General features: G+C 64.3%; 18 protein-coding genes, 1 tRNA gene and 1 pseudogene. 6 read left to right on the forward strand and 14 right to left on the reverse strand.

Annotated features, from left to right (window positions below):
* Positions 1-76 precede the first annotated feature (76 nt).
* From rfbB to QMX82_RS12130, 4 genes are all read right to left on the reverse strand, one after another.
* Positions 77-1,141, reverse strand: coding sequence for a dTDP-glucose 4,6-dehydratase (gene rfbB, locus QMX82_RS12115; RefSeq protein ID WP_208692011.1), 1,065 nt, complete (start codon positions 1,139-1,141; stop codon positions 77-79).
* 221 nt (positions 1,142-1,362) lie between these two features.
* On the reverse strand, positions 1,363-3,345 hold the full coding sequence (locus QMX82_RS12120) for a polysaccharide biosynthesis protein (RefSeq protein WP_208692012.1): 1,983 nt from the start codon (positions 3,343-3,345) through the stop codon (positions 1,363-1,365).
* Positions 3,346-3,355: 10 nt separating this feature from the next.
* A complete protein-coding gene (locus tag QMX82_RS12125) occupies positions 3,356-4,402 on the reverse strand; it encodes an MraY family glycosyltransferase (RefSeq protein ID WP_410003740.1) in 1,047 nt (348 codons plus the stop codon).
* Complete coding sequence (locus QMX82_RS12130) at positions 4,402-5,376, reverse strand: NAD-dependent epimerase/dehydratase family protein (RefSeq protein ID WP_282283764.1); 975 nt, start codon at positions 5,374-5,376, stop codon at positions 4,402-4,404. Before QMX82_RS12130 ends, QMX82_RS12125 begins: the two co-directional genes overlap by 1 nt.
* Between QMX82_RS12130 and QMX82_RS12135 the strand changes: the two genes are divergently transcribed.
* Positions 5,366-5,914 carry a hypothetical protein gene (locus QMX82_RS12135; protein WP_282283766.1) on the forward strand — a complete coding sequence of 183 codons (549 nt, stop codon included), beginning with the start codon at positions 5,366-5,368 and terminating at the stop codon, positions 5,912-5,914. The genes QMX82_RS12130 and QMX82_RS12135 overlap by 11 nt on opposite strands.
* Positions 5,915-5,982: 68 nt before the next feature.
* Here the strand turns inward: QMX82_RS12135 and ihfB are convergent, their stop codons facing one another.
* From ihfB to uvrB, 8 genes and pseudogenes are all read right to left on the reverse strand, one after another.
* Positions 5,983-6,270, reverse strand: a complete 288-nt coding sequence (ihfB, locus tag QMX82_RS12140) for an integration host factor subunit beta (protein WP_007160396.1) — start codon at positions 6,268-6,270, stop codon at positions 5,983-5,985.
* 188 nt (positions 6,271-6,458) lie between these two features.
* Positions 6,459-8,138: a 30S ribosomal protein S1 gene (rpsA, locus tag QMX82_RS12145; protein WP_007160397.1), complete on the reverse strand. Its 1,680-nt coding sequence runs from the start codon at positions 8,136-8,138 to the stop codon at positions 6,459-6,461.
* A gap of 140 nt (positions 8,139-8,278) precedes the next feature.
* A complete protein-coding gene (gene cmk, locus QMX82_RS12150; protein ID WP_007160398.1) occupies positions 8,279-8,965 on the reverse strand; it encodes a (d)CMP kinase in 687 nt (228 codons plus the stop codon).
* A 23-nt stretch (positions 8,966-8,988) separates the two neighbouring features.
* Positions 8,989-9,909, reverse strand: a pseudogene (locus QMX82_RS12155) (prephenate dehydrogenase/arogenate dehydrogenase family protein); the annotation flags it as partial.
* Positions 9,902-11,014 (reverse strand): histidinol-phosphate transaminase, encoded by a 1,113-nt coding sequence (hisC, locus tag QMX82_RS12160; protein WP_282283793.1) that lies wholly within the window; start codon positions 11,012-11,014, stop codon positions 9,902-9,904. The gene hisC and the pseudogene QMX82_RS12155, both read right to left, overlap by 8 nt.
* Positions 11,015-11,128: 114 nt before the next feature.
* Positions 11,129-11,740, reverse strand: coding sequence for a YitT family protein (locus QMX82_RS12165; protein WP_282283794.1), 612 nt, complete (start codon positions 11,738-11,740; stop codon positions 11,129-11,131).
* Positions 11,741-11,799: 59 nt separating this feature from the next.
* Positions 11,800-13,281 (reverse strand): glutamate--tRNA ligase, encoded by a 1,482-nt coding sequence (gltX, locus tag QMX82_RS12170; RefSeq protein WP_208692019.1) that lies wholly within the window; start codon positions 13,279-13,281, stop codon positions 11,800-11,802.
* Between the two features lie 78 nt (positions 13,282-13,359).
* Positions 13,360-15,369, reverse strand: a complete 2,010-nt coding sequence (uvrB, locus tag QMX82_RS12175) for an excinuclease ABC subunit UvrB (protein ID WP_282283797.1) — start codon at positions 15,367-15,369, stop codon at positions 13,360-13,362.
* A 248-nt stretch (positions 15,370-15,617) separates the two neighbouring features.
* On the opposite strand from uvrB, the gene QMX82_RS12180 reads away from it, so the two are divergent.
* Together QMX82_RS12180 and QMX82_RS12185 are read left to right on the forward strand one after the other, a co-directional pair.
* Positions 15,618-16,820 carry an amino acid aminotransferase gene (locus QMX82_RS12180; protein WP_208692021.1) on the forward strand — a complete coding sequence of 401 codons (1,203 nt, stop codon included), beginning with the start codon at positions 15,618-15,620 and terminating at the stop codon, positions 16,818-16,820.
* Between the two features lie 82 nt (positions 16,821-16,902).
* Positions 16,903-16,978, forward strand: a tRNA-Asn gene (locus QMX82_RS12185).
* 81 nt (positions 16,979-17,059) lie between these two features.
* Here the strand turns inward: QMX82_RS12185 and QMX82_RS12190 are convergent.
* Complete coding sequence (locus QMX82_RS12190; RefSeq protein WP_208692022.1) at positions 17,060-17,434, reverse strand: response regulator; 375 nt, start codon at positions 17,432-17,434, stop codon at positions 17,060-17,062.
* Between the two features lie 262 nt (positions 17,435-17,696).
* On the opposite strand from QMX82_RS12190, the gene QMX82_RS12195 reads away from it, so the two are divergent.
* The 3 genes from QMX82_RS12195 (at position 17,697) to QMX82_RS12205 (ending at position 19,737) form a co-directional block, all read left to right on the forward strand.
* Positions 17,697-18,710: a sensor histidine kinase gene (locus tag QMX82_RS12195; RefSeq protein WP_208692023.1), complete on the forward strand. Its 1,014-nt coding sequence runs from the start codon at positions 17,697-17,699 to the stop codon at positions 18,708-18,710.
* A 70-nt stretch (positions 18,711-18,780) separates the two neighbouring features.
* Positions 18,781-19,119 (forward strand): zinc ribbon domain-containing protein YjdM, encoded by a 339-nt coding sequence (locus QMX82_RS12200; RefSeq protein WP_208692024.1) that lies wholly within the window; start codon positions 18,781-18,783, stop codon positions 19,117-19,119.
* 75 nt (positions 19,120-19,194) lie between these two features.
* Entirely contained in the window at positions 19,195-19,737 is a 543-nt protein-coding gene (locus tag QMX82_RS12205) for an invasion associated locus B family protein (protein ID WP_208692025.1), read from the forward strand.
* 6 nt (positions 19,738-19,743) lie between these two features.
* On the opposite strand, the gene QMX82_RS12210 is transcribed toward QMX82_RS12205, so the two are convergent.
* On the reverse strand, positions 19,744-20,802 hold the full coding sequence (locus QMX82_RS12210) for a Gfo/Idh/MocA family protein (protein WP_208692026.1): 1,059 nt from the start codon (positions 20,800-20,802) through the stop codon (positions 19,744-19,746).
* Positions 20,803-20,837 lie beyond the last annotated feature (35 nt).

A 20,837-nucleotide genomic window follows, 5' to 3' on the forward strand; every position in this document is an offset into this window, starting at 1 on the left:
TCATGCCAAGCGGCCTCTTAAAATTGACTGTTGCGGGCGGGCGGCCCCGCCCGGGGGCGTGTCCGCGATAGGATCGTTAAACGGCGTCGCCGAGACGTTCGAGGCGGTAGGCGCCGGACAGAACCCGCTGCCACCACTCACGATTGTTCAGGTACCAGGTTACGGTCTTGCGCATGCCGGTCTCGAAGGTCTCCGCCGGCGTCCAGCCAAGCTCGCGGCCGATCTTGCTGGCGTCGATCGCGTATCTCATGTCGTGGCCCGGACGATCCTTGACGAAGGTGATCAGGTCGCGATAGCGCTCGACACCTTCGGGCTTCTGCGGCGCCAGCTCTTCGAGCAGGTCGCAGATGGTCTCGACGACCTGCAGGTTGCGCTTCTCGTTGTGGCCGCCGATGTTGTAGGTCTCGCCGACCTCGCCCTGAGTCACCACGGTATAGAGCGCGCGGGCATGGTCTTCGACGAACAGCCAGTCACGTACCTGGGAGCCGTCGCCATAGATCGGCAGCGGCTTGCCATGGATGGCATTGAGAATGACGTGGGGGATCAGCTTCTCGGGGAAGTGATAGGGACCGTAGTTGTTCGAGCAGTTGGTCACCAGTACCGGCAGCCCGTAGGTCCGACCCCAGGCACGTACCAGATGGTCGCTGCCGGCCTTGCTGGCCGAATAGGGCGAGCTCGGGGAATAGGGGGTGGTCTCGGTGAAGAGGTCGTCGGTGCCGTGCAGGTCGCCGTATACCTCGTCGGTGGAAATGTGGTGGAAACGGAAGGCCGCCTTGGCTTCCGGCGCCAGGTCATTCCAGTAGGCTCGGGTCACTTCCAGGATGACGCCGGTGCCGACCACGTTGGTCTGGATGAAGGCGGCAGGGCCCTCGATGGAGCGGTCCACGTGGGACTCGGCAGCCAGGTGCATGACCACGTCGGGCTGGAAGGAGGTGAAGACCTGCTGCAGGGCGGCGAAGTCGCAGATGTCCACCTGGTGGAATTCGTAGCGATCGGAGTCGGCGACTTCGGCCAGGGAATCCACGTTACCGGCGTACGTCAGCTTGTCGACGTTGGCAACCTTGCATTGGGTCTCGTTGATAAGAAAACGTACCACGGCGGAACCAATGAAACCCGCGCCACCTGTTACCAGTACCTTCATCCTGAATCCTGCCTATATCGATTTGTACATCATCGCGCCCGGCGCTGCGGGCGAGACATCGGAGGACGGCGCAGCCATCCCTGGCTTGGGTCACAGCCACGGCTATGTACCCAAAGACCTGAGTTAAACAGTGGCAGGAAAAGAAAGTTCAGCCTAGCGGTGGGCGGCTGCCGCTTCTGTGCTCGGCTTCAAATCCAGGCAGAAAGAAAGCGCGGATGGGATCACTCGATGGATCTTTTGCCGTGCAGCCAGTCGACGATGTCGCCCTCCGGAGAATAGCCGGCGACGGTGTCACGCAACAGTTGCCGGACGCGGAGGTAATCACCCGCGTCGATGGCGCGACTGAGTTCGACGAGGGCTGCGCGAAAGGCCTCCCAGGCCAGGAAGTCTTCGCTGGCGCGCATGATCTTCGGGTGGGAGGTCGGACTCACGTCGTCACCGATGAGCAACTCTTCATAGAGTTTTTCGCCCGGGCGCAGCCCGGTGAACTCGATGGCAACATCGCCATGGGGATTGGCCGGCGAGCGGACGCTCAGGCCCGACAGCTTGATCATCTGCTCGGCCAGTTCGACGATGCGCACCGGCTCGCCCATGTCGAGCACGAAGACGTCCCCACCCTCGCCCATGGCGCCCGCCTGAATGACCAGTTGGGCGGCCTCGGTGATGGTCATGAAGAAGCGCGTGATCTTGGGATGGGTGACGGTAACCGGCCCACCCTTGCGGATCTGGGTCCTGAACAACGGGATGACCGAACCGGACGAGCCCAGCACGTTGCCGAATCTCACCATGGTGAAGCGGGTGCGATTGACCTGATGGATACCGTCCGTTTGCCCGTGCAGCACGGGCGCCGCCTCGCGACTCAGGGCCTGCAGGATCATCTCGGCCAGGCGCTTGGTACTGCCCATGATATTGGTGGGCCGTACCGCCTTGTCGGTGGAGATCAGCACGAAACTGGTCACGCCCGCCTGGATGGCCGCCTGGGCGGCATTGAGGGTGCCCAGGACGTTGTTGCCGAAACCCTCGGCAATGTTGTGCTCGACCATGGGCACGTGCTTGTAGGCCGCCGCATGGTAGAGGGTGGCCACCTTCCAGTGTCGCATCACCTGCAAGAGCAGCGGCGCATTGCGAATGGAGCCCAGCACCGGCACCAGGGTGACCGGCAGGGCTTCGCGCTGGATATAGGTCTCCAGCTCACGGTGGATGCTGTAGAGGTTGAATTCGGCGTGATCGAGCAGGATCAGGGTGCGCGGTTTCTGGCCGATGATCTGCCGGCACAGTTCGGAGCCGATGGACCCCCCTGCCCCGGTCACCATCACCACCTGAGCGGTGATGCAGCGGGCGAACAGCTCGGGCCGGGGCGTCACCGGATCCCGTCCCAGCAGATCGGCGATGTCGACCTCCTGCAGATCGTCCACCTGTACCTTGCCGCAGGCCAGGTCGCTGATCCGCGGCACGGTTCTGACATGCAGTGGATAAGGTTCCAGCAGACCGAGTACCTCACGCCGCCGTGCCCGGGTGGCGGACGGGATCGCCAGGAGGATCTCCTCGGCGCCCGTCTCGTCGATCATCTGCTGGATGTGTTTGGGGGTGTAGACCTTGAGCCCGGCGATGATGCGATTGGCGATGCTCTTGTCATCGTCGATGAAGGCCACCGGACGCATGGCCCGACCCATGCGCAGCGCCGCGACCAGCTGGTTGCCCGCCGAGCCGGCGCCATAGATGGCGACCCGCGGCAGCTCGTCCGGCTGTTTGATGAAGGGCACGGTAATGGCGCGATACCAGTCGCCCAGAAAGTACTGGCGCAGCGCGAGACGCAGGCCGCCGATCAGGATCAGGCTGACGATCCAGTAGTTGAAGATCATCGAACGCGGGACGATCTCCGGCAGATCGCGATACCAGTAGATGACTACCGACAGCAGCAGCGTCGACAGCGTCACCGCCTTGGCGATGGCAATCAGGGCGTCGTTGCCCAGGTAGCGCATGACCGCGCGGTACATGCCGAAGCGGATGAACAGGGGAATGGCGATCGCCGGCGCAGTGATGAACAGCCAGGCATGCCCGCTGAAGGGCTCGATCATCTGCACGGAACCCAGGCGCAGATAGAAGGCCAACCAGAGTGAGAGCCAGATCAGCAACAGATCGACCGCGACCTGTATGACTCTCTTGGTACGCCGGTTCAGCTTGACCAGATGGTCACGCAACATGTCAGTGTCCCTAATCCCTGAATCCGGTGGACTGCGCAGCCATGGCTACCTCATCGGTCCCAGCGTGGTATCGAAGGGCCAGGCAAAGCAAGGGCCCATAGGCAAGCAAGAGCCCCAGTATGGCACTTAAAAGCCCCAGCCCCACCAGCAAAGCGATAGGCAGCAACCAGATCAGGTTGATGGCGAGTACTGCCAGGGTCACCGGGCGATGCGCGCCATGCTGACGGGAGGCCCACTGGTAGGCATGGGTGCGATGGGCCTCGTAGGGTTTCTTGCCCCGGCTCAGCCGCCGCAACAGGGTCCAGGTCGCATCCACCACGAAGACACCGAGCAGGATCAGCCAGGCCCAGAACAGCGACAGCTCCACCTGCGCCGCCTGCAACGAAAGCATGCCGAGGATCAGACCGAGAAAGCCACTGCCGACATCGCCCATGAAAATGCGCGCTGGCGGAAAATTCCAGCACAGGAAGCCACCCACGGCCGCCGCCAGTAGCAGCGGTGCGCCCAGCAAGGCGCCCTGGCCGGTCGCGGCATAGATCAGCGCCATGCCCAGACAGACGACGAACGCCTCGACGCCGGCGATGCCGTCGATGCCGTCCATGAAGTTGTAGAGATTCAGCAGCCAGACCAGATAGAGGACGCCAAGGGTCGTTACCAGCCAGCCGGGCAGGCCCAGAACAGCGGATAACTGCGCAGGAAGCGCGCCATAGCCGCCCAGCCACAGCAGCGCCGCGATGGCGGCCAGGAAATGACCGAGCAGGCGCCAGCCGGCGCCCACGTGCCGATGATCGTCGACGAAGCCGAGCACCGCCACAAGCAGCCCCGCTCCTACCAGGACGCCACAGGAAGCCGGATCAAGCTGCCCCAGCAGCCGCAGCACCACACAGCCGAGCACGAACACCACGACGATCGCCAGGCCACCCCCACGGGGTGTCGCCACCTGGTGCGAACTACGGGCGTTAGGCTCGTCGAGCAGGCCTCCGGACAGGGCATAGCGGCGCAGCGCTGCTGTGCCGAGCCAGCTGCAGCCGCCGGCCAGGAGCAACAGGAGCAGCATCATCTCCGCCCCTCCGCACCGGCCCGTTGCACCCCTAGCGCACGCAAGGCGGAGCGCGCCGACAGCGGGGGCTGCCAGCCCAGCAAGGTCTTGGTGGGCTGGATGTCGACTTGCAGCGAACCACAGAGACGTTGCGCCACTTCGCCCCGCCCCAGCAATCTGGCGCCCCATTCGAGCCAGGCGGACGGAACAGCGATCAGCCGGGGTTTCCGACCCAGGCCTTCAGCCAGCAATTCAAGCAGCTCGGCGGTGGAAAGATCTTCATCGTCGCTGACCAGCAGGATGGCACCGGCCGCCTTGGGCGCCGCGATGCACAGGATCAACAGGTCGAGCAGATTCTCCAGCGCGAGCAGACTGCGCCGGTTGTGCCGAATGCCCCCCAGGGGCAGCGGCACGCCCCGTGCCAGGGTGTCCAGCAGACGGGCCACATTGGCCTTTACCCCAGGCCCGTAGATCAGCGGTGGACGCACGATGACCACCTCCAGTCCAGTCTCGGCCATCAGCGCCAGCAGCTGCTGTTCGGCGGCCGCCTTGGAGCGTGCATAGGCATCGGTGGGTGCAGGAAGATCGTCCGCGCGAAAGGGCTTGCCGGGAGGGGTCCAGCCCCCATTGACCTTGATGCTGCTGACAAAGATGAAGCGACGGACACCGGCAGCCAGGGCGTCCCGGGCCAGCTTGAGGGTTGCCGCCCGATTCACCTCATCGTAGCGAGCCTCGCTGACCACGCCTGGCTGCTCGCCAAGCTGATGGACCCGGGCAGCAAGATGGATGACGGTATCCACCCCGGCAAGAGGCTCGGACCAGTCGGTATCGGCGGACAGCTCACGGATCACCGGAATCACCTCGCCCGCGACCGAGGCAGCTGCCGGCTGACGCTGTGCGGCGACCACCGGATACCCACTGGCCTGTAGCTGCCGAACCAGGGCCGCGCCGACGAAGCCCCCCGCCCCTGTCACCAGAATCTTGCGTTCCATCAATGCGTTGCGCCGTGCCAGTCAACCAGGAAAGGGCGCTTATGGTAAGACATTGCCCCGCAAGGGCCTAGCCACGCAAAAAGCAGGCATAAAAAAGCCCGCAGAACCTGAGTTCGGCGGGCCGAAAAACTTGAGAACCTTAGAAGGTCTTGGCGGAAGCCTGGACTTCAACGGCCTGGAAGCGAGCGGCCGGCTGGCCAACGTAGTGGCGCGAGAAGCCCTCGACACGCTGAGCGGGCTGCAGGAACAGGGCAACCATCCAGCTACCGGCCAGAGCGGCTACAGCCAGGAACGGATGACCGAGGTGCATGCTGGTGAAGCAAGCGGCGATACCGATCCAGATGAAAAGATAATGGCGCATGACAACTTCCTCACTCGGCGTGGACTACGAGGTCACCCAAGACCTTATGTGAAGGAAGTCTCATACAAAAATCGGAACTCGTCTACAAAAATATCAAAACGGCTTGACTTTTTTTGTAAACGTCAAAATACCGATATAAACCTGATCGATAACGCTTTTTTGACGACCCCGGGTTAGCCAGAAAAACAAGGAAAATCAAACTCTTGTCAGATGGACAAGGAAAGGACCGGCGCTGGACGACGGCTTTATGGCTCCAGCTCGTTGACCCTGTCTCGCAACTCCTTGCCAGGCTTGAAGTGCGGAACGAACTTGCCGTCCAGCAGCACCGATTCGCCGGTCTTGGGATTACGCCCCGTACGGGGTGCGCGATAGTGCAGTGAGAAGCTGCCGAAGCCGCGGATCTCGATACGGTCTCCGGTGGAAAGTGCCTGGGCCATCTGCTCCAGCATGGTCTTGATCGCCAGCTCCACATCCCTGGACGACAGCTGCCCCTGATAGGAAACGATGCGCTCGATCAACTCCGACTTGGTCATGGATTTTTTCCTTCGTTATCAAGCGGCTAGATCACCTCCAAGGACTTTTAGCACGCCGGCCGATTTTTGAAAAGTCAAGCGGGCGGCTTTGGTCCCCGCAACTTTTTACGGGCCATGACCACCCTGCTCTCTTTTCGCCAGCCAAAAAAAAGCGACCCCGAAGGGTCGCCTTTTATTCAAGCTCGAACTTAGTTCTGGCTTTCCATCTGCGCCTTGATCAGGTCGCCGATGGTGGTGGGGCCAGCTGCAGGCTCTTGCTTGCTACGCAGGGAGCTCATGGCTTCCTTCTCGTCGTCGACGTCCTTGGACTTGACGGAGAGGCTGATCACGCGGCTCTTGCGATCGATGCTGATGATCTTGGCTTCGACTTCGTCGCCTTCCTTCAGCACGTTACGGGCGTCTTCAACGCGGTCACGGCTGATTTCGGACGCCTTCAGGACGCCTTCGATCTCGTTGGCCAGGGTGATGACAGCGCCCTTGGCATCGACTTCCTTGACGGTACCGCGCACGATGGTGCCTTTCTCGTTCAGGGAGGCGTAGTTGGAGAACGGATCGTCTTCCAGCTGCTTGATGCCCAGGGAGATGCGCTCGCGCTCCGGATCAACGGATAGGATCACGGTATCCAGCTCGTCACCCTTCTTGAAGCGACGCACGGCTTCTTCGCCGGTTTCGTTCCAGGAGATGTCGGACAGGTGTACCAGGCCGTCGATGCCGCCTTCCAGACCAATGAAGATACCGAAATCGGTGATCGACTTGATGGTGCCGGAGATACGGTCGCCCTTGTTGAACTGACCCGAGAACTCTTCCCACGGGTTAGCGCGGCACTGCTTGATGCCCAGGGAGATACGACGACGCTCTTCGTCGATATCCAGAACCATGACTTCCACTTCGTCGCCGACCTGAACGACCTTGGACGGGTGGATGTTCTTGTTGGTCCAATCCATTTCGGACACGTGCACCAGGCCTTCCACGCCCTCTTCCAGCTCGGCGAAGCAGCCGTAGTCGGTGAGGTTGGTGACGCGCGCCTGAACGCGGGTGCCTTCCGGGTAACGGGCCTTGATGGCGACCCACGGATCTTCGCCCAGCTGCTTCAGACCCAGGGAGACGCGGTTGCGCTCGCGGTCGAACTTCAGCACCTTGACGTCGATCTCGTCGCCGACGTTGACGATTTCCGACGGATGCTTGATGCGCTTCCAGGCCATGTCGGTGATGTGCAGCAGGCCGTCTACGCCGCCCAGGTCGACGAACGCACCGTAGTCGGTGAGGTTCTTGACGATACCCTTGACTTGCTGGCCTTCCTGCAGGGATTCCAGCAGAGCTTCACGCTCGGCGCTGTTCTCGGCTTCCAGGACGCTACGACGGGAAACGACAACGTTGTTGCGCTTCTGGTCCAGCTTGATGACCTTGAACTCGAGTTCCTTGCCTTCCAGGTGAGTGGTGTCACGCACCGGACGGACATCGACCAGGGAGCCCGGCAGGAACGCGCGGATGCCGCTGACGTCGACGGTGAAACCGCCCTTGACCTTGCCGTTGATGACACCCTTGACCACTTCGTCGGCGCTGAACGCGGCTTCCAGGACCAGCCAGGATTCGGCGCGCTTGGCCTTTTCGCGAGACACTTTGGTTTCGCCGAAACCGTCTTCGACGGCATCCAGGGCTACGTGGACTTCGTCACCCACGTTGATGGTCAGCTCGCCTTGTTCGTTGTAGAACTGCTCGAGCGGAACCAGGCCTTCGGATTTCAGGCCGGTATCGACCACAACCCAGTCGCCATCGATCGACACCACGGTGCCGACGATGATGGCGCCCGGCTGCATGTCGAGGGATTTCAGACTTTCTTCAAAGAGTTCTGCGAAGCTTTCGCTCATGTTCATACCTGTTGTATGGATACCCGATGTATCCGGCTACCGCATGACCAGCCCATGCGGGGTGAGTGGTTACCATCCGGCTACCGGGATGCGACTGGTTCCCGGTAGCTTTCACCGACGACTCGGATGAGTCTCGGCCTTCATCCCGCCAGGTCGCGCTCGGCGGCCAGGGTCAGGATGCGTTCCAATACCTGTTGTATGGAGAGATGCGTGGAATCCAGCTCGACGGCATCGTCGGCCGGCTTGAGCGGAGCAACGCTACGCTGACTATCGCGGGCGTCCCGCTCACGGATCTCTTCCAGGAGGGCAGGCAAGCTAACATTTTCGCCCTTCTGCTTCAACTGAAGATAACGCCGCTGTGCTCTTTCCTCGGCACCGGCGGTCAGAAAGATCTTCAGCTCGGCGTCCGGAAACACCACGGTGCCCATGTCACGGCCATCGGCGACCAGACCGGGCGCCTCGCGAAACGCCTGCTGGCGCTGCAGCAGGGCATCGCGCACGGCGGGCAGGGTGGCGACCTGGGAGGCGCCGGCGCCGACTTCCTCGGTACGGATGACGTCGGTGACGTCCTCGCCTTCGAGGATGATGCGCTGGCCGTGCTCATGCCCGGCAAGGAACTGGACGTCCAGGTGGGCCGCCAGCAACTTGAGCGATTCCTCGTTGGTGTAGTCGACGCCATGATTGCGGGCGGCGAAGGCCAGCAAGCGGTAGAGCGCGCCGGAATCCAGCAGATTCCAGCCCAGCTGGCGGGCAACCAGCGCCGCGAGGGTGCCCTTCCCCGAACCGCCGGGGCCATCGAGGGTGATGACGGGTGCGGTACTGCTCATGAGTGCCCCTCCGTAAGAGATTGATGGACGGCGACCTGAGCGCCGGCCTGGGTACGACTGGCGAGGATGCGCCCGAAATATTCGCGCGCGCCGCGCGCATGGGTCAGCACCTCCATGAGGAACTGACCATCGCCGGCCTGGATGGCGCCGCGCAGCTCGTCGAGGTCGGCGCGATAGGTGTCCAGGGCCTGCAGTACGGCTTCACGATTGGCGATGAAGATGTCGTGCCACATGGTCGGATCGCTGCCGGCGATGCGGGTGAAATCGCGGAAACCGCCAGCAGCGTAATGGAAGATTTCGCGGTTTTCGCTACGTTTGGCCAGGGAATCCACCAGATTGAAGGCCAGCAGGTGCGGCAGGTGGCTGGTGGCGGCGAGGACCTGGTCATGATGCTCGACGGTCATGTGCTCGACATCGGCCCCTATGGCGCGCCAGAGCCGGTCGACCTTGTCCAGATCGGCCGGCAGGGTCTCTTCCAGTGGCGTGAGGATGACCTTGTGCCGATTGAACAGCGCCGCGTTGGCTGCCGTGACGCCACTGCGCTCGGAGCCGGCGATGGGATGACCCGGCACGAAGCGCAGCGACTGGCCGGCGAAGGCCTGGCGAGCGGCACGCACCACGTTGCCCTTGGCGCTGCCGACGTCGGTGAGGACGGCGCCCTGCAGCGGCAAGGCCGCAAGATCGGCCAGTACCCGCTCCATGGCCAGGATGGGCACGGCGAGCTGGATGACGTCGGCACCCGGGCAGGCATCGCCCAGCTCGGCGACGCAGCGGTCGACCACGCCCAGCTCGACCGCCAGCCGGCGGGTCTCGGGATCGCGATCGACCCCGACCACCTCACGGCAGAGACCACTGGCGCGGGCGCCCTTGGCGAAGGAGCCGCCGATCAGGCCCAGCCCGACAACGACGAGACGCTCGATCAGGGGGGTGGCCACTTCAGCCACGACCCAGGACCTTGCTCAGCGCCGCCAGGAAACGGGCATTTTCCGCTTCGGTACCGATGGAGACGCGCAGGAACGTCGGCATGCCATAGCCGGCGACGGGCCGCACGATGACGCCCTCCTGCAGCAGCCCCTGATTGATCGGCGCGGCGTCGCGTCCCAGGTCCACGGCGATGAAATTGCCACGCGAGGGAATCCACGCCAGGCCGAGATCACGGAAACCGGCTTCCAGCTGGGCCATGCCGGCATCGTTCAGCGCCCGGCTGCGAGCCATGTAGTCGCTGTCGGCCAGGGCCGCACAGGCCGCGGCCTGGGCCAGGCTGTTGACGTTGAACGGCTGGCGCACCCGGTTGAGGACGTCGGCCACGGTCGGCGAGGAGAAGGCATAGCCGACGCGCAGGGCGGCCAGGCCATAGGCCTTGGAGAAGGTGCGCGAGACGACGAGGTTGGGGTACTGGGCCAGGAACGCCAGGCCATCCGGCAGCTCGTCGCCCTCGGCGTATTCGATGTAGGCCTCGTCCAGCACTACCAGGACGTGGTCGGGCACGCGAGCGAGAAAGAGAGCCAGGGCCTCGCTGTCGAACCAGGTGCCGGTAGGATTGTTGGGATTGGCGACGAAGACCACCCGGGTGTCGGCATCGATGGCGGCGAGCATGGCGGCGAGGTCATGCCCGTAGTCCTTGGCCGGGACGCTGCGGCCTTCGGCGCCGATGGCCAGGGTCACCAGCGGATAGACGGCGAAGGCGTGCTCGCTGAACACGGCGTTGTAGCCGGGCGCCAGGTAGGCCCGGGCGACCAGTTCGAGGATGTCATTGGAGCCATTGCCCAGGGTGATGCCAGGGGCGGCCACGCCAAACCTCTGACTCAGGGCCTGCTTGAGCTCGAAGCCGCCGCCATCGGGATAGCGGGTCAGCTCGGCCAGTTCGGCGCGAATGGCTTCGAGGGCCTTGGCGCTGGGGCCCAGCGGGTTCTCGTTGCTGGCGAGCTTGACGATGCTGGCCGGCGCCAGGCCCAGTTCACGGGCCAGTTCATCGACGGGCTTGCCAGGCACGTAGGGCGAGAGTTTCTGTACGCCGGGAAGGGCTTGTGCCAGGAAATCGCAGCTCATGGAGACCTCTTCAACTTGCGATGACGACGGTCGGGCCGCCGAAAATGGGCGCCATCTTAAAGCCAAGGCGGGTCGCGGACCAATCGAAGTTGCGCCGGCGCGACGGAAAGCCCCCTAGCTGATGGCGCTGTAACGCCCCGGTCGATGGTTGATCGCCAGGGTCAGATTGAGGATCACGGCACCCAGGATCGAGACGAGGATGGCGCCGGGCGCGACGACCCGCAGCGCCAGCAGGACGATCAGGCAATCGATGCCCATCTGCACCTTGCCCGCTCGCCAGCCATAGCGTTGCTGCAGATAGAGCACGGCAATGTTGATGCCGCCGAGACTGGCCTGGTGACGGAAGAGGATCAGCAGCCCCACGCCCATCAGTACGCCGCCCATCACCGCCGCATAGAGGGGTTGCAATGCACTGAAGGCGATGAAGTGCGGGGTCAACTCGGTCAGCAGCGACACCAGGGTCACGGCCGCCAGGGTCCGCAGGGTGAAGGCCCAGCCCATGCGCCGCACGGCCAGCCAGTAGAACGGCAGATTGATGAGAAAGAAGGCCTGACCGAAGGAGAGGCGCGTGCCGTACTGGGCGAGAAAGGCCAGGCCCGCGGTACCGCCGGTGAGCAGGCCGGCCTGGCGATAGAGGTTGACCGCCAGGGCGATCATCAGGGTCGCGCTGAGCAGGGCCAGCACGTCTTCGAGCAGATTGTGCCGCTGGGGAGTCACGGAGGTCATGGGGCCATCCTGGCGCGGGGAGGAAGCCGACCCCGAAGACGGGATCGGCCGGGAGACTGTCAGCCGAGCTCGGCCAGCAGCTTCTCCCACTCCTTGGTTTCCTTCTTGGAGGGCGCACCCAGCAGTTCGACCGCCTGGCGCAGGCGGAAGCGGGTGAGGTCCGGACCGAGGATCTCCATGGCATCCAGCACCGAGACCGAACTGGCCTGGCCGGTGATGGCGGCGAACAGCAGCGGCATGACGTCGCGCAACTTGAGCTGCTGGTGCTCGGCGACCGCCTGGATCACCGCGGTGATGCGTTCCTTGTCCCACTGGCGCAGGGCTTCGAGCTTCCATAGCAGCAGCTGCATGACCAGGCGGACCTGGTCGGCGGACAGCTTCTTGTGCTGGAACAGCGCCGGCTCCAGATTCAGGCCGCCGCTGAAGAAGAAGCCGGCCAGCGGGGCGATCTGGCTGAAGGTCTCGACCCGCTGTTGCACCAGCGGGGCGATCTTGAGCAGGTACTCGGGATTGAGCGCCCACTGCTGCACCTCGGCGGCGAAGCGCTCGGGGCTCAGCTCGCGCAGCCACTGGCCGTTGAGCCAGGAGAGCTTCTCGACGTCGAAGATCGGACCGCCCAGGGAAACGCGCTGAAGGTCGAAATGCTCGACCATCTCGTCCAGGGTGAATTTCTCGCGCTCGTCGGGCATGGACCAGCCCATGCGACCGAGGTAGTTGAGCATGGCCTCGGGCAGGTAGCCCATGCGCTGATAGAAGGTCACCGAGGTGGGATTCTTGCGCTTGGAGAGCTTGCTCTTGTCAGGGTTGCGCAGCAGCGGCATGTAGCAGAGCTGAGGCTGCTCCCAGCCGAAGTATTCGTAGAGCTTGATCAGCTTGGGCGCCGAGGGCAGCCACTCTTCGCCACGCAGGACGTGGGTGATGCCCATCAGGTGGTCGTCGACCACGTTGGCGAGGAAGTAGGTGGGCAGGCCGTCGGCCTTCATCAGCACCTGCATGTCCATGCGATCCCAGGGGATCTCGACCTCGCCACGCAGCAGGTCGGGGACGACGCAGACGCCCTCCTCCGGCACCTTCATGCGGATCACATAGGGCTGGCCGGCGTCCAGGCGCTGCTGCACCTCTTCCTTCGACAGGCGCAGGCCGCGACCGTCATAGCGCGGGGTCTCGCCCCGTGCCTGCTGTTCGGCGCGCATCTGGTCGAGTTCTTCCGGGGTGGCGAAGCAGAGGAAGGCATGACCCTTCTCCACCAGCTCCCGGGCGTACTTCCAGTAGATCTCGCCGCGCTCGCTCTGCCGATAGGGGCCATGGGGGCCGCCGACGTCGGGGCCCTCGTCCCACTCGATGCCCAGCCAGCGCAGGGCGTCGTAGATCTGCTGTTCGGATTCGCGGGTCGAGCGGACCTGGTCGGTATCCTCGATGCGCAGAATGAACTGACCGCCGTGCTGACGGGCGAAGCAGAGGTTGAACAGGGCGATATAGGCGGTACCGACATGCGGGTCGCCAGTGGGCGACGGCGCGATGCGCGTGCGAACGGTGGTCATCGGCTTTCTCGAAAAACGCGAAGGGACAAAGGCGGAATGGTAGCAGCGCCAGCCCTGGCGCTGCCAGTTGGAGCGGACCTAGACCTGAACCAGACGCTCGCGCAGGGCCTGGATCTCGTCGCGCAGCTGGGCGGCGGACTCGAATTGCAGATCGCGCGCCAGCTGCAGCATCTTCTCTTCGAGCTGCCGGATGCGCTTGCCGATCTCGCTCGGCGAGCGCAGTTCGGCGGCGTATTCGGCCTGGTCCTCGGCGGCCTTCGCCACCCGACGCTTGCTCTTGGAACCCGGGGCTGCGGCGCCTTCCATGATGTCGCGAATGTCCTTCTTGATGCCCTGGGGCACGATGCCGTGTTCTTCGTTGAAAGCCAGCTGCCTGTTGCGCCGCCGTTCGGTCTCGTCGATGGCGCGCTGCATGGAGCCGGTCATGTTGTCGGCATAGAGGATGGCCTTGCCGTTGAGGTTGCGCGCCGCCCGGCCGATGGTCTGGATCAGCGAGCGCTCGGAGCGCAGGAAGCCTTCCTTGTCGGCGTCGAGCACCGCCACCAGGGAGACCTCCGGCATGTCCAGGCCCTCGCGCAGCAGGTTGATGCCCACCAGGACGTCGAAGGTGCCCAGGCGCAGGTCGCGAATGATCTCCACCCGTTCCACGGTGTCGATGTCGGAGTGCAGGTAGCGCACCCGTACGTCGTGGTCGGCCAGGTAGTCGGTGAGGTCCTCGGCCATGCGCTTGGTCAGGGTGGTGCAGAGCACGCGCTCCTCCTGGGCTACACGCAGACGGATCTCGGAGAGCAGATCGTCCACCTGGGTGGTGGCCGGACGGATCTCGATGATGGGGTCGACCAGACCGGTGGGCCGCACCACCTGCTCGATCACGCGGCCAGCGTGCTCTTCCTCATAGGGACCGGGGGTAGCCGAGACGAAGATGGTCTGGGGCGCACCGGCCTCCCACTCCTCGAACTTCAGGGGCCGGTTGTCCAGCGCCGAGGGCAGGCGGAAGCCGTATTCCACCAGGGTTTCCTTGCGCGAGCGGTCGCCCTTGAACATGGCGCCAATCTGCGGAACGGTGACGTGGGATTCGTCGATCACCAGCAGGGCGTTGCTCGGCAGATAGTCATAGAGGGTGGGGGGCGGCTCGCCCGGACCGCGCCCGGACAGGTAGCGACTGTAGTTCTCGATACCGTTGCAATAGCCCAGTTCGAGGATCATTTCCAGGTCGAAGCGAGTGCGCTGCTCCAGCCGCTGGGCTTCGAGCAGGCGATTCTGGCTGCGCAGCCATTCCAGGCGTTCGGCGAGCTCCCGCTTGATGTTCTCGATGGCGCCCAGCAGGGTCTCGCGTGGCGTGGCGTAGTGGGTCTTGGGATAGAAGGTGAAGCGCGGCAGCTTGCGGATCACCTCGCCGGTGAGGGGATCGAAGGCCGACAGGCTTTCCACCTCGTCGTCGAACAGCTCAATGCGTACCGCTTCGAGATCGGATTCCGCGGGGAAGATGTCGATGACGTCGCCGCGTACCCGGAAGGTGGCGCGGGCGAATTCCATGTCGTTGCGGCTGTACTGCAACTCCGCCAGCCGGCGCAGGATGGTGCGCTGGTCGATGCGGTCGCCGCGATCCAGGTGCAGGACCATCTTCAGGTAGGCCTCGGGACTGCCCAGGCCGTAGATGGAGGACACCGAGGCGACGATGATGGCGTCCTTGCGCTCCAGCAGCGCCTTGGTGGCGGACAGACGCATCTGCTCGATATGGTCGTTGATGGACGAGTCCTTCTCGATGAAGGTGTCCGACGAGGGCACATAGGCTTCCGGCTGGTAGTAGTCGTAGTAGGAGACGAAGTACTCCACCGAGTTGTTCGGGAAGAAGGCCTTGAACTCGCCATAGAGCTGGGCGGCCAGGGTCTTGTTCGGCGCCAGCACCATGGTCGGGCGCTGCACCTGGGCGATGACGTTGGCGATGCTGAAGGTCTTGCCCGAGCCGGTCACGCCGAGCAGGGTCTGGTGCGACAGCCCTGCTTCCAGGCCTTCCACCATCTGGCGAATGGCTTCGGGCTGGTCGCCGGCCGGGGTGTAGCGGGTGGAAAGCTGGAATGCGGACATGGCTGCCTCAAGAACGCGGAAATGCACGGACGACACCGCGCCGGCCGAGGGGTCGGAGCGATGCGGACGAGGAAAAAACTGGAACCACCCAGATGAGGTCGCACGCCCCCTTTTGCAATCCGCCTACGCCGCCGCACGTCAGGAAAACTCCTATCGAGGTCGGGTCGCGATGGCGTCTGCAGGGGGCTATACTTCCGCTTCCTGAGCGTTCCGCCCTTCCCTTCACCCCTCATTCGAGCCCCTGCCCCATGAGTTTGTTCTCCGCCGTCGAAATGGCACCCCGCGACCCCATCCTTGGCCTGAACGAGGCCTATAACGCCGATGCCCGTCCGCACAAGGTCAATCTGGGCGTGGGGGTCTACTACGACGAGCAGGGCCGCATTCCGCTGTTGCGCGCCGTGGCCGAGGCCGAGCAGCAGCGCGTGGCCGCCCAGGCGCCGCGTGGCTATCTGCCCATCGAGGGCATCGCCGCCTATGACCAGGCCGTCCAGCACCTGCTGTTCGGCGCCGAGTCGAGCCTGGTGCGCGAAGGCCGCGCCATCACCGTACAGGCCGTTGGCGGCACCGGTGCGCTGAAGATCGGCGCCGACTTCCTCAAGCGGCTGCTGCCGGATGCCGTGGTCGCCATCAGTGACCCGAGCTGGGAAAACCACCGCGCACTGTTCGAGGGCGCCGGCTTTCCCGTGCAGAACTATCGCTATTACGACGCTGCCAGCAACGGCCTGAACCGTGCAGGTTTCCTGGCCGATCTCCAGGCGCTGCCGGAGCGCTCGGTGTTGGTGCTGCACGCCTGCTGCCACAACCCCACCGGCGTCGATCTGCAGCCGGCCGACTGGCAGGCGGTGCTGGACGTGGTCAAGGCGCGCAACCTGGTGCCCTTCCTCGACATCGCCTACCAGGGCTTTGGCGACGGCATCGAGGAAGACGCCCAGGCGGTACGCCTGTTCGCCGATTCCGGGCTGACCTTCCTGGTCTCCAGCTCCTTCTCCAAATCCTTCTCGCTGTATGGCGAGCGGGTCGGCGCCCTGACCCTGGTCAGCGAGAGCCGCGAGGAAAGCGCCCGGGTGCTGTCCCAGGTCAAGCGGGTGATCCGCACCAACTACTCCAACCCGCCGACCCATGGCGCCACCATCGTCGCCAGCGTGCTGAGCGATCCCGAGCTGCGCGCCCTCTGGGAAGCCGAACTGGGCGAGATGCGCCAGCGCATCCGCACCATGCGCAACGCCCTGGTGGAAGGCCTGGCCGCGGCTGGCGCCACTCGCGACTTCGCCTTCGTCAACGCCCAGCGCGGCATGTTCTCCTACTCCGGCCTCACCGCCGAGCAGGTCGAGCGGCTGAAAAGCGAATTCGGTATCTATGCGGTCAGCACCGGACGCATCTGCGTGGCGGCGTTGAACGAGCGCAATCTGCCACCGACTGTCCAGGCCATCGCCGCCGTCCTGAAGGGCTAGGACGACACTTCCGGCAGCGCCTTTTCGGGGCGCTGCCAAGGCTTGACTTCCCGTTATCTATCAGTAAGATACGCCCCGTTGTTCCGCGATAGCTCAGTCGGTAGAGCAAATGACTGTTAATCATTGGGTCCCTGGTTCGAGTCCAGGTCGCGGAGCCAAAATCTGAAAAGCCCGTAGCGGGTGACCGCTACGGGCTTTTTCATGGGCGCAACTTACCGTTACCGGCCCCTGCAGAGGGTCTAGGCATGGCGCCCTTGGCGCCCGGGCGACGGGCAACTGCGGTGCAGCGCCTCCAGATCCCAGGGTTTGGGCAGAAAGGTCGCCCGCGTCGCGCGCGCGGGATTGTCTTCGCAATAACCCGAGGTGATGACGATGGGCAGATTGGCCTGGCGGCCACGGGCTTGCAATGCCAGATCGACACCGCTCAGCACGCCTGGCATGCGTACATCGGTGAAGAGCAGGTCCAGTTGCGGCTGCTCGTTCTGCAAGAACGCACAGGCCGCATCGGCGCTGCCGAAGGCGTGTACCTGATAACCCCAGTCCTCGAACAGCTCCTGCAGCAGATCCAATAGGACGGGCTCATCTTCGGCGACCAATACGCGCTGGCGATTCATGAGCGGATCCTGTGATGGTTAAGACGTAATCGTTTGACCATAACGTTTCTCTGCCGTCCTGACCTGTACGACCAAGGGCACTCTGTACAAGAAAAAGCGCTCAGACCGCCCGACGCCGACAAATTCGGCCCGGGAGGTGCATGCCTTGTACAGGAAATCGCCGTCGAGCCGGGCAGAGCCACCTTTGGTGCCACCATCCGCCCAAGCGAGACGGCTTTGCGCTAAGCTTGCGCCGCCGCCGTCTACCCCGCAGGTCAGAGCCTTGGATCCGTCGTCTCGTCGTCACTGGATCAGCGATCTCAGCAGCAGGATCCGCGCGCGCCCGGCACTGGCCTACAGCCTGGCCTTGCTGGCGTTCGCCCTGGCCCTGGCGGCACGCTTCGCCCTGGTGGACGTCCTGATGCAGGGCTTTCCCTACCTGACCTTCTTTCCCGCCGTCATCCTGACCGCCTTCTTCTGCGGCAGCCGCGCCGGCACCCTCTGCGCCGTGCTGTCCGGACTGGCCGCCTGGTACTTCTTCATTCCGCCGGGCTGGACCTTCGATGTAGGGCCCCAGGGTGCCCTGGCCCTGGCCTTCTATGTGGTCATCGTCAGCGTCGACATCGTGCTGATCCATTACATGCACACGGCCAGCGCCCGGCTGCGCGCCGAACAGCAGGTGATCCACGACCTCTACAACGTCCAGACGACGATGTTCCAGGAGTTGCAGCACCGGGTCGCCAACAACATCCAGTTCATCGCCTCGCTGCTCATGCTGCAGCAACTCAAGTTGCCCGGCGACAGCCAGGCGTCCCAGGCCCTGGAAGAGGCCCGTTCGCGGCTGGAGAGCATCTCGCGCATCCACCGGCGCCTGCACGACCCCGCCGATGCCGATCAGCCGGTGGCCCATCACCTGCAGTTGCTGACCAGTGATCTGCTGGCCGCCGCGGGCCAGGCCAATGTCTCCTGCGCCATCACCGCCGAACCGCTCAATTTCGACCTGCCCCGCCTGACCACCCTGTCGATGCTGGTGGCGGAGGTGGTGACCAATTCCCTCAAGCACGCCTTCGACGCCGGCCAGCGTGGCCTGATCAGCATCAACCTGCAGCGTGGCGACGATCAGCGACTGCTGTTGCGGATCGCCGACAACGGTCGGGGAATGCCGCCGCAATTCAATCCGCGTACCAGCCAGCGCCTGGGCTTCAAGATCATCAAGAGCCTGGCCGAACAGCTCGGTGGCGAGGCGCACTACCGCAACGACCACGGTACCGTGGTCGAGGTACAGCTGGCAGCCTAGGGCATGGCCTCCACCCGCGCCGGGCTAAAACCCTATACAATGCGCGGCTTTTCCAGCCAGGTGTCCCGCCATGACCGCTTTGCCGCCCTGCCCCCTCTGCGCTTCCGAATACACCTACGCCGATGGCGATCAGCTGATCTGCCCGGAATGCGCCCATGAATGGACGCCCGGGGACGCTGGTACCGCGGCTGAAGCCAAGGTGATCCGCGATGCGGTCGGCAATCCCCTGCAGGACGGCGATACCGTCAGCGTGATCAAGGATCTCAAGGTCAAGGGCTCGTCGCTGGTGGTCAAGGTCGGCACCAAGGTCAAGAACATCCGCCTGGTCGACGGCGACCACGACATCGACTGCAAGATCGATGGCATAGGTGCGATGAAGCTCAAATCCGAGTTCGTCAAAAAGGTCTGATCGTCGTGCCGGGGTGTTCCCTGGCGGAGCGATGCCCTACCCTTGAGGCTCTTTCTCTCCTGCCAAGGACTCTCCATGTCTCAGCGCTTCCTCCGCTCGGCCCTGTTCCTCGCGCCCCTGCTGCTCGCCGGCCAGGCCTTCGCCCAGTCGGCGCCTGCCAACGCCCAGGAACCCCAGCCATCGGTCACGGAGAAGTATGGCGACTGGCAGGTGATCTGCCGCATCGCCCGCAACGCGGACCGCTCCGCGCAGCTGTGCGCCATCACCCAGCAGAAGGACAGCGCCAAGGGCCAGCGCATGCTGGTCACCGAATTGCGCCCCAATCGGGAAGGCGTGGACGGCATCCTGGTGCTGCCCTTTGGCGTGGCGGTGACCAAGCCGATCTCGCTGCAGATCGACAAGCGCAGCCTGGAGAATCGGCCCTTCCACACCTGCATCCCCCAGGGCTGCGTGGTGCCGGTGGAATTCATCGGTGACGTCTTCAAGCAGCTGCAGCGCGGCGGTCGCCTGACCGTGACCACCCCGGTCGCCAACGGCGAGACCGCCAGCGAAAGCCTGTCGCTCAAGGGCTTCTCCAAGGCCTATGACCGCGCCAAGGAACTGACCAAGCCGCTGTAAGGACCGCTAGTCTGGCAAGGTCGCTGCCGGGTGCTGCGCCGTGCCGCTGGCTGCGGCGCGCTCCACGGCGGCCACCAGCGCCAGGGTACGGGCGGCATCCTCGGCACTGACCAGGGGGGCCTCCTCTCCCCGCGCGACCCGCACGAAGTGCTCCAGCTGCAGCCGCAAGGCCTCGTCCGGGGCCGTTGCCCGCACCTCCGCCGCAAGCGGCTGGTGCCAGCCGGCGCCCGGCTCGGCATAGCGCCAGAGGCGCAGCTGCGGCACGCTCAGGGCGCCTTCGGTGCCGGCGAAGAGGTAGCAGGACTGGTCCGGCTGGTGGGGATAGACCGGATTTTCGCCACTGGTGAGTTCCCAGCTCCAGGGCGCGACGGCGCCGTCACTGGCGGTGAGACTGCCCAGGGCGCCACTCTCGAATTGCAGGTTGATCACGGCGCTGTCGGCATTGGCGTAGCCGCGCAGGGCGTTGTCGGCGAAGGCCTGGACCTGGCGTACCTCACCGCAGAGATGACGCAGCAGGTCGAGGTCGTGGATCAAATTGGTGAGCAGCATCCCGGCCCCCGCTTCGCGGCGCCAGGCACTCTCGAAATAGCTCTCAGGCTTCTGCAGTTGCCACAGCGCGGTGACGGTGACCAGGCGGCCAAGCGCGCCCTGGCGCAACAATTCATGAGCCCTGGCGATCAGCGGATTGTGGCGACGATGATGCCCGACCAGCAGCGGCACGCGCCCGTCGCGCTGGGCGTGCAGCAGCTGAGCCACCTCTGCTGACGCGGTCCCCACGGGCTTCTCCAGCAGCAGCGGAATGCCGAGGGCAAGGCAATCCAGGGCGGTGGCCACATGCAGCGCATTGGGATTGGCGACGATCACCGCTTCCGGGCGCACGCTTTCCAGCAGCTGGCGATGATCGCGGAAATGCGGCACGGCCCATTGCGCGGCGAGCTCGGCCGCCCTCGGATCGGGATCGGCCAGGGCGCACAGCCGGGCGCTCGGCACGGCTTGAAGATGATGCAGATGCTGGCGACCCATGTTGCCGGCGCCGATGAGGGCGATGCGCAAGGCAGCGACCATGAGAGAACCCCTTGTTATGGTTGTCGAGGTCGCTC

The sequence above is a fragment of the Pseudomonas sp. PS02302 genome (genome assembly GCF_029959585.1).
Classification (GTDB): Bacteria; Pseudomonadota; Gammaproteobacteria; order Pseudomonadales; family Pseudomonadaceae; genus Chryseomonas; species Chryseomonas aestiva.

Excerpts from the sequence above, each read along its gene's own strand:
- rfbB (WP_208692011.1), bottom strand. The coding sequence starts at position 1,141 with ATGAAGGTACTGGTAACAGGTGGCGCGGGTTTCATTGGTTCCGCCGTG.
- QMX82_RS12120 (WP_208692012.1), bottom strand. The coding sequence starts at position 3,345 with ATGTTGCGTGACCATCTGGTCAAGCTGAACCGGCGTACCAAGAGAGTC.
- QMX82_RS12125 (WP_410003740.1), bottom strand. The coding sequence starts at position 4,402 with ATGCTGCTCCTGTTGCTCCTGGCCGGCGGCTGCAGCTGGCTCGGCACA.
- QMX82_RS12130 (WP_282283764.1), bottom strand. The coding sequence starts at position 5,376 with ATGGAACGCAAGATTCTGGTGACAGGGGCGGGGGGCTTCGTCGGCGCG.
- ihfB (WP_007160396.1), bottom strand. The coding sequence starts at position 6,270 with ATGACCAAGTCGGAGTTGATCGAGCGCATCGTTTCCTATCAGGGGCAG.
- rpsA (WP_007160397.1), bottom strand. The coding sequence starts at position 8,138 with ATGAGCGAAAGCTTCGCAGAACTCTTTGAAGAAAGTCTGAAATCCCTC.
- cmk (WP_007160398.1), bottom strand. The coding sequence starts at position 8,965 with ATGAGCAGTACCGCACCCGTCATCACCCTCGATGGCCCCGGCGGTTCG.
- hisC (WP_282283793.1), bottom strand. The coding sequence starts at position 11,014 with ATGAGCTGCGATTTCCTGGCACAAGCCCTTCCCGGCGTACAGAAACTC.
- QMX82_RS12165 (WP_282283794.1), bottom strand. The coding sequence starts at position 11,740 with ATGACCTCCGTGACTCCCCAGCGGCACAATCTGCTCGAAGACGTGCTG.
- gltX (WP_208692019.1), bottom strand. The coding sequence starts at position 13,281 with ATGACCACCGTTCGCACGCGCATCGCGCCGTCGCCCACTGGCGACCCG.
- uvrB (WP_282283797.1), bottom strand. The coding sequence starts at position 15,369 with ATGTCCGCATTCCAGCTTTCCACCCGCTACACCCCGGCCGGCGACCAG.
- QMX82_RS12180 (WP_208692021.1), top strand. The coding sequence starts at position 15,618 with ATGAGTTTGTTCTCCGCCGTCGAAATGGCACCCCGCGACCCCATCCTT.
- QMX82_RS12190 (WP_208692022.1), bottom strand. The coding sequence starts at position 17,434 with ATGAATCGCCAGCGCGTATTGGTCGCCGAAGATGAGCCCGTCCTATTG.
- QMX82_RS12200 (WP_208692024.1), top strand. The coding sequence starts at position 18,781 with ATGACCGCTTTGCCGCCCTGCCCCCTCTGCGCTTCCGAATACACCTAC.
- QMX82_RS12205 (WP_208692025.1), top strand. The coding sequence starts at position 19,195 with ATGTCTCAGCGCTTCCTCCGCTCGGCCCTGTTCCTCGCGCCCCTGCTG.
- QMX82_RS12210 (WP_208692026.1), bottom strand. The coding sequence starts at position 20,802 with ATGGTCGCTGCCTTGCGCATCGCCCTCATCGGCGCCGGCAACATGGGT.